At 50.1% G+C, this 5775-nt stretch carries 5 protein-coding genes and 2 pseudogenes; all 7 read right to left on the bottom strand.

The window, feature by feature from the left end:
- A pseudogene (locus ACKOVI_RS06200) lies at positions 1 to 432 on the bottom strand (hypothetical protein); the annotation flags it as partial.
- Positions 432 to 1733: an ABC transporter substrate-binding protein gene (locus tag ACKOVI_RS06195; protein ID WP_509603217.1), complete on the bottom strand. Its 1302-nt coding sequence runs from the start codon at positions 1731 to 1733 to the stop codon at positions 432 to 434. The gene ACKOVI_RS06195 and the pseudogene ACKOVI_RS06200, both read right to left, overlap by 1 nt.
- Positions 1734 to 1766: 33 nt before the next feature.
- Positions 1767 to 2756, bottom strand: a complete 990-nt coding sequence (locus tag ACKOVI_RS06190) for a branched-chain amino acid ABC transporter permease (protein ID WP_509603216.1) — start codon at positions 2754 to 2756, stop codon at positions 1767 to 1769.
- Positions 2749 to 3657 carry a branched-chain amino acid ABC transporter permease gene (locus ACKOVI_RS06185; protein ID WP_509603215.1) on the bottom strand — a complete coding sequence of 303 codons (909 nt, stop codon included), beginning with the start codon at positions 3655 to 3657 and terminating at the stop codon, positions 2749 to 2751. Before ACKOVI_RS06185 ends, ACKOVI_RS06190 begins: the two co-directional genes overlap by 8 nt.
- 235 nt (positions 3658 to 3892) lie before the next feature.
- A pseudogene (locus tag ACKOVI_RS06180) lies at positions 3893 to 4381 on the bottom strand (ABC transporter ATP-binding protein); the annotation flags it as partial.
- Positions 4378 to 5145 (bottom strand): ABC transporter ATP-binding protein, encoded by a 768-nt coding sequence (locus tag ACKOVI_RS06175; protein ID WP_509603214.1) that lies wholly within the window; start codon positions 5143 to 5145, stop codon positions 4378 to 4380. The pseudogene ACKOVI_RS06180 and the gene ACKOVI_RS06175, both read right to left, overlap by 4 nt.
- On the bottom strand, positions 5135 to 5775 hold a 641-nt coding region (gene alr / locus ACKOVI_RS06170; protein WP_509603213.1), incomplete at its 5' end, for an alanine racemase. The genes ACKOVI_RS06175 and alr, both read right to left, overlap by 11 nt.

Here is a 5775-nt window from a genome sequence, read left to right as displayed (position 1 = left end):
TACCAACTCAACGTTAGTTGCAACAGCTGCATCGAGGTTCCATCCCTGACGAGAGAAACCTGAACCCATAAGCGCATATCCCTGGCTCAAGAGGTACTGAGTTGGGGCCATATTTGCCTCTGATTGACCAGGTGCGGTCTCTGGCGTATTGGTTACCTTGTAGCCGCCATATCCCGGGATTCCTACAGGAACATCAACGTTTGGACGGTAGCCGTGTGACCACAAAACTACTGTTCCGTTGAAGTTTGCAGGCACCTGCATTGCATATGGCGCACCATCTGCAGTCGTGCCTTGGCATGACTGAATTGGAGACTTGCCATCGCAGAGAGGTCCAACAGCTGCAGCATGTGCAGGAACCATTGAGAGTGAAGCTGCTACAAGAGCTGCAGCACCTACGAGAGTTGTAAGGCGTGACTTATGAGAGATTCTCATTAGTTAGGTAGTCCTTTCGCTGGCATAGCTGGACGCTTCCATGTTGACTTAACAACAGCGCCTGAGCCTGAATCGGTTGTGTAGAGCGTGTACTTGCCACCGTCTGGCTTGAGATCTCCAGTTGGTGAGTACTTTCCAAACCAGTAACCGTTGTAGCCAACGTGGCTTGTCTTTGAGTAGTTCAATGGAAGAAGTGCAGCTGAAGCAAATGTTGAGCCCTTTGAATCAATTGCTGCGAGCAATGACTTACGAGTTGGGTTTGCGCCTGCTGCCATAAGAGCCTGAACTGTGACGAATGCTGAGTTCATTCCCACAAGTACGTTGTTATCAAATGCTGAACCTGGCACTGCCTTTGAGTAGATGCTCTGGAAGAGAGCTACATATTCATCAGCTGTGTCTGTTGTTGCTGGCAAGAATGATGCGCCAACAGCGTTGTAGAGAACGCCAGCTGGAACGCCAGCTGCCTTAATGGTTGTTGCATCGCCACCGACGGAACCGAGGATCCACTGTGGTGTGTACTTAAGAGCTGCTGCTGTGCCGAGGCCGGCTGCTGTTGCACTTGATACACCGAAGAGGATTACAACATCGCAGTTAGCTGCCTTGAGCTTTGTAACCCAACCAGCTGCAGTTGTTGCGCTCTGTGAACCAGATGCATATCCGACTGTTGTTGCGAACTTGATACCAGCTGACTTAAAGCCTGCAAGTGCATCTGATCCGAAGTCGTCATCCTGATAGACGAGACCAATAGTCTTACCTGCAAAGTTATCCTTGATGTACTCAGCCATGATCTTTGCTTCCATTACATAAGAAGGCAAGATTGCATAAGTAGTTGGATACTTCTTGGTGTCAGCGAATCCGCTAAATCCTGTATTGACAAAGAGAACTGGAACGCCGCGCTTGCCTGGATTAACAGATGCTGCGACCGCCTTGTTATTTGCTGTGCCCAATGGTGAAACGAGTGCGAGGACTCGGTCCTTGAGAATGAGTTCGTTTGTCTTTGCTACAGCTTGAGTTGGAACGTACTGATCATCTTTGACTACCAAAGTGACTTTGCGTCCATTTACTCCGCCGTTAGCGTTGACATAATCAAAGTAGGCCTTCATTGCGCCTGGAACCTTGTTATATCCAGGTGAAGCTGCACCTGTCATTGGGAGAGTTACACCCAACTTAATTTCAGTTTGGCTTACACCAACTTCTGTCTTTGGTGAGAATGCCTGTGCGGGAACTGCTGTTGCTGTGAGCGCAGTTGCCGCGAGAATCGCACTAGCTGAAATCAGCTTACGACGATTAAAAGATTTCATCTCTTTCCTTCCATTGAGGGCCCTTTCGGGATTTTAGAGACTCTTCTCCTTCTTCAATCGTCGTGATCGCATCTGCTCTACCGGGCCGTTTGGTACAAAGACCACGGTCAGAATCAAAAGCGTTCCTACAACGATGTGAGGCAGGTTGTTCGCTACCGCCTCAGTTGCGCCGAATCGATTAACAATCGTTCCGACGATCTCAGGGATAGCGACCAGAGTCACTGCCCCAATCATGACGCCTCCGAGGGTAGTTACGCCAGAGAGAACCGCGCCTGTCAGCAAAGAAAATGAGAGGGCCAATGGGAAAGCACTTGGCGACACCGTGCCGATAGTCATAGCCAATAAAGCCCCTGCGAGGCCGGCAACGCCCGCGCTGAGTGTGAAGGCAAGAATTTTCGCGCGTGCGATATTTACCCCCGCCAATTCTGCTGCAACTTCACTGCCGCGAATTGCCTTCCAGGTACGTCCATATCGCGATCTCATAACATTTTGTAACCAAAAAATCGCTATCAAAGTAGCAAGGGAGGCGATCCAGAAGAACCATTTATATTGAGTGAAATCTTCGCCGAGCGATGCCGGTGGAAATCCAACATCGAAGAAGAGACCTTGTTCGCCACCTAAAACTGTAAATTGATTTGCGATTGATGGAAGTCCCACTGCAAGTGCAAGTGTTGCACCTGCAAGATACGGTCCTGATAAACGCGCCGCTGCAATTCCTAAGAGTGCACCTGCTCCTGCTGCAGCAAGAATTGCAATTGCAAATGTTGCAGGAATAGGAAGATGCCAATGTAGATGTGAAAGGGCTGCGGCATATCCACCGACACCTAACAGCGCTCCTTGACCCAATGACACTTGCCCTGAATATCCAGTCAGCAAAATTATGGATGCGATTCCGACAACAAAGACTGCAACTTGAGCGCCCTGATACACGCGAAGCTCATCCACGTTATTGCTCAATAAGTAAATAAGGAATCCCAGAACAATAAAGATCAGGATGCGGACCTTATTAGAGAGCTTATGCACGACGCCCACCCTTCTTGCCGAGGATGCCTTGAGGGCGAATGAAGAGGACTAACAAAAGAATCACAAACGGGGCAATAAAGAAGAGCGAATCGCTGATGTACATCAGCACACATGATGTGATGATTCCGAGCGCCAAACCGCCGATGACTGCGCCGAGCAGGCTCTCAAGACCACCGATCACCGCAGCGATGAATCCTGAGATAAGCAGGAGTGAGAATTCGATGGAGGCGGTAGAGAAGGCACCGTTTCCATTAGCAACTAGGAGTAACCCAGCCACAGCACCAGTCGCACCTGAGAGCGCCCATCCTGCAGTGCGCACTGCGTCAACGCGAACACCAGCGAGGCGAGCGAGTTCAGGTGAGAAGGCTGCTGCGCGCAATGAGAGACCGATCGAAGTCTTCTGCACAATCAGCGAGAGGATGATGAGAAGAATTCCGACGATGGCGATAATTGCCAGTTTCATGGGCGAGAAGACCAATGTATTGGTACCAATAGTGAAACCAGTATTGGAAAGCGGTGGCGTGATCAGTGAATCTGCGCCTCCCCAAATCAAAGTGATTGCTCCTTGAATAACCTCGAGCAAACCGAGCGTTGCGATAATCGGCGCAACGCCTGCAATTGCTCCACTGGAAGAGTGCTTCAGCAAGACTCGCATCAATGTGATTTCAATCAGCGCAGAGAGAGCTGCTCCTGCAAGCATTGCAACTGCCAAAGCAATCCAGAATGAATCAACATATTTCAATGTTTGGAAGCCAATAAATGTTGAGGTCAAAGCCTGACCTGCCTGGGCAAAGTTGATCACTCGAGTGGAGCGCCAGACGAGAACGATTGAAAGTGCCATCAGCGCGTAGATAGCACCCGATGTGATTCCGATAAGGAGAGTATTAAGCAGCTGGAACATTCTTTACTCCCCCTTAATATCCTAGGTAGGCAGCGCGAACTGCAGGGTCAGAGATAAGTTCTTGAGCTGTGCCAGTCGTGGCAATTGTGCCGAGATTGAGAACAATTCCTGAATTAGCAATAGCAAGCGCGCCCATCGCATTCTGCTCGACAAGAACGACAGATAAACCATATTGCTTGGTGACATTGACGATTGCTTCGAAAATTTGTTTGACAAGAAGTGGTGCCAATCCAAGTGACGGCTCGTCGAGAAGCAGCAGCTCTGGTTTTGACATCAGTGCACGACCAATTGCGAGCATCTGGCGTTCACCGCCAGAGAGAGTCTCGGTGTTTTGCTTGCGACGTTCTTCCAGGCGAGGAAAGAGATCGAATACTTCGCGCTTTGTGGTCGCTGATTCACTCTTATTGCGACGCCAAAGAGCACCGAGATCAAGATTCTCTTCCACTGTGAGCTCTGGGATAACAGACTTACCTTCAGATACATGCGCAACACCGTGGCGCACATGTGATTCAGCTTTACCGTGGAGAAGGTTGTGACCCTTCCATGATGCAGATCCGTGAGTTGCAGATTTAAGTCCAGAGAGTGTGCGCAAGAGCGTTGATTTACCGGCTCCGTTAGAGCCAATAACAGCAGTGAGCTCGCCCTCTTTCACATCAAATGAGACGCTTGTCAGCGCCTGGATTGCTCCGTGGTGAACAGTGAGATTTTCTACATGCAGCGTCACTTGGCATCAGCTCCAAGATAGGCGGTAATGACCGCAGGATCATTGCGAACAAAGTCAGGTGTTCCAGATGAGATTACTTCACCGAAGTTGAGAACATAGATGCGATCGCACACTGACATCACAACATCCATATGGTGTTCGACGATCAGGATAGACATTTCGCCCGATAGGTCGCTGATTAAGCGATTGAGCCACTCAATATCTTGAGCACCAAGTCCACCTGCGGGTTCGTCGAGCAAGAGAAGTTTTGGGTGACTTACAAGTGCACGCGCAATCGCAACTCGCTTGCTATCAGGATAGGAAAGTGAACCGGCGCGTTGAGCGCTAATCGAAGCGGAGTAAACACGCTCAAGTGCGTAATGTGCGCGGTCGCGTAAATCTTTCTCATCACGAGTGTTGAGTCCAAAGGATGCTGAGAGCAATCCAGTGCGTGCAAACTTCTGAGCGCCGAGCATGACGTTTTCAATAACGGAGAGCTCTGGGAAGAGTCCAACCCCCTGAAGAGTGCGAGCGATACCAAGCTTTGCGAGTTGATCAGTAGCAGGCCATCCTGCATCGTGGCCTTCAAATGAGAGAGTTCCAGAATCTGGTGTGACGATTCCGCATATGCTGTTAAACATTGTCGTCTTGCCCGCACCGTTGGGGCCAATGAGCCCTACAACTTCATGGTTGTTGACGGTGAGATTTACTCCGGACAACGCACGTAAACCACCAAAGGCAACATTGACATCTTTGGCTTCGAGCAGAGTGTTATTAGTAGACATGAGCAGAGTAGATTCTAGGCACACGAGGGCCGATTCGGGTCACAATCTCATAATTAATACTTCCGCAGGCTGCGCCCCAATCATCGGCGGTGTACTCGCCATGTGAGCCATTTCCGAAGACGACTACCCAATCCCCTGATTTTGCAGTGGATTCTGGGCCTAGGTCGACAACGAATTGATCCATTGAAACGCGGCCGATAATCGGTGCACGTTTTCCGTTGAACCACACGCCCGCGCCTTTTGCGATGCGAGGGATTCCGTCGGCATAGCCCATCGTCACAACCCCAAGTTTGGTATCGCGTGTCGTTGCTTCAGTCGCTCCGTATCCAACTGGTGTTCCTGCTGGAACCGCTTTTACAAGGTAGAGAGCAGCACGCAATTGCATCGCCGGGCGGAGGCTAAATTCTTTGGATGAGCCCATCGCAACATCTGGAGTCAATCCATACATTGCAATTCCTGTGCGCACCATGTCATGGGCTGCATCTGGATTGGAAAGCGTTGCTGCCGAGTTAGAAATATGGCGGAGAATGTTGGTGAATCCAAGTTCGTGGAGAGTGGCAACCATCGCATTAAATCTTTCGAGCTGCTCTTGATTCTGCTTCTCTTCTGGTTCATCGGCACGCGCAAAGT

The organism is Candidatus Planktophila sp. (assembly GCF_046070465.1).
Classification (GTDB): Bacteria; Actinomycetota; Actinomycetes; order Nanopelagicales; family Nanopelagicaceae; genus Planktophila.
Note: the sequence above shows the minus strand (reverse complement) of the source record. Positions and strands in the feature narration are given on the sequence as shown.